At 73.3% G+C, this 1,385-nt stretch carries 1 protein-coding gene; it reads left to right on the top strand.

Annotated features, from left to right (window positions below; genetic code table 11):
• Positions 1-29: 29 nt before the first annotated feature.
• Positions 30-1,274, top strand: a complete 1,245-nt coding sequence (locus K9U41_RS22845) for an efflux RND transporter periplasmic adaptor subunit (protein WP_432715852.1) — start codon at positions 30-32, stop codon at positions 1,272-1,274.
• Positions 1,275-1,385: the final 111 nt, after the last annotated feature.

Genomic DNA, 1,385 nt, shown 5'->3' with positions numbered 1-1,385 from the left:
ATCCAGAACTGCCTCAGGGATCTGCCCCCATGAACGCCCCGACCAACGCCCCGACCAACGCCCCGACCACCACTCCCCGCACAGCACGCCTGCGCAACCGCCTCCTCCTCGGCACCGTCGCCCTCGCCGCGGTCCTCGGCACGCTCTACGGCCTGCCCCAGCCCAGCGCCCATGCGGAGAAGCCGGCCGCGGCGGCGTCCGCCGCCGTCCCGGTCTCCGTCGCCACGGTGGAGCCCCGCGACGCGCGGCTGTTCGAGACCTTCTCCGGCCGCCTGGAGGCGGTGGAGCGGGTGGAGGTGCGCTCGCGCGTCGCCGGCGCCATCAAGGCCATCCATTTCCGCGAGGGCGCGCTGGTCAAGGAGGGCGAGCTTCTCGTCTCCATCGATCCCGAGCCCTTCGAGGCTGAAGTCGCCGAGGCCGAGGCCCAGGTGGCCGCCGCCCAGGCCCGCGTGGAACTCGCCCGCAACGAGCTGGAGCGCGGCCAGCGCCTGTGGAATTCCCGCACCGTCTCCCAGCGCGACCTCGACGAGCGCGTCAACGGCCAGCGCGCCGCCGAGGCGGCGTTGCGCGCCGTCGAGGCCAAGCTGACCTCGGCCAGGCTCAGCCTCTCCTACACCCGCGTCCGCGCCCCGGTGTCCGGCCGGGTGGGCAAGTCCGAGATCACGGTGGGCAACCTTGTCGCCGCCGGACCGGGCGCGCCGGTGCTCACCACTTTGGTGTCGGTGGACCCCATCTATGCGAGCTTCAATGCCGACGAGGCCACCGTTTCCCGCGCCCTCGCCGGGCTCGGTGCCGGCGCGGACGTGTCCGACCGGCTCGACCGCATCCCGGTGCTCATGACCACCTCCGCCGGCGGCGCGCCGGTGGAAGGGCGGATGCAACTGGTGGACAACCAGGTGGACGTGCGCACCGGCACGGTGCGGGTGCGCGCCCGCTTCGCCAATGCCGACGGGCGGCTCCTGCCCGGCCAGTTCGCGCGCCTTGAGATGGGACAGCCCGTCAGCGAGCCGGCCCTCCTCGTGAGCGAGCGGGCGGTGGGCACGGACCAGGACAAGAAGTTCGTCTTCGTGGTGGACGCCGCCAACACGGCGGTGTGGCGCGAGATCACGCTGGGCGCCCCGGTGGACGGCCTGCGCGTGGTCACCAGCGGGCTGAAGGCGGGCGAGCGCATCGTCGTCAACGGCCTCCACCGGGTGCGCCCCGGCGCGCCCCTGGCGCCGCAGAGCGTGCCCATGCGGGTGACGGAGGCGGCTTCCGCCATCGTCGCCAACTGACGCCCCGCGCCGTCATGCCCCGGCCCGCCGGGGGATGACGACCGCAACCTGAACCGGTTTCGATCCCTCTCCCCCGCATGGGAGAGGGATCGAAACCGGTTCAGGTTGCGG

It is taken from the genome of Xanthobacter autotrophicus (assembly GCF_029991245.1).
Lineage (GTDB): Bacteria > Pseudomonadota > Alphaproteobacteria > Rhizobiales > Xanthobacteraceae > Xanthobacter > Xanthobacter autotrophicus_C.
The sequence above is the reverse complement of the archived record's forward strand: the minus strand, read 5'-3'. Positions and strand labels throughout refer to the sequence as shown.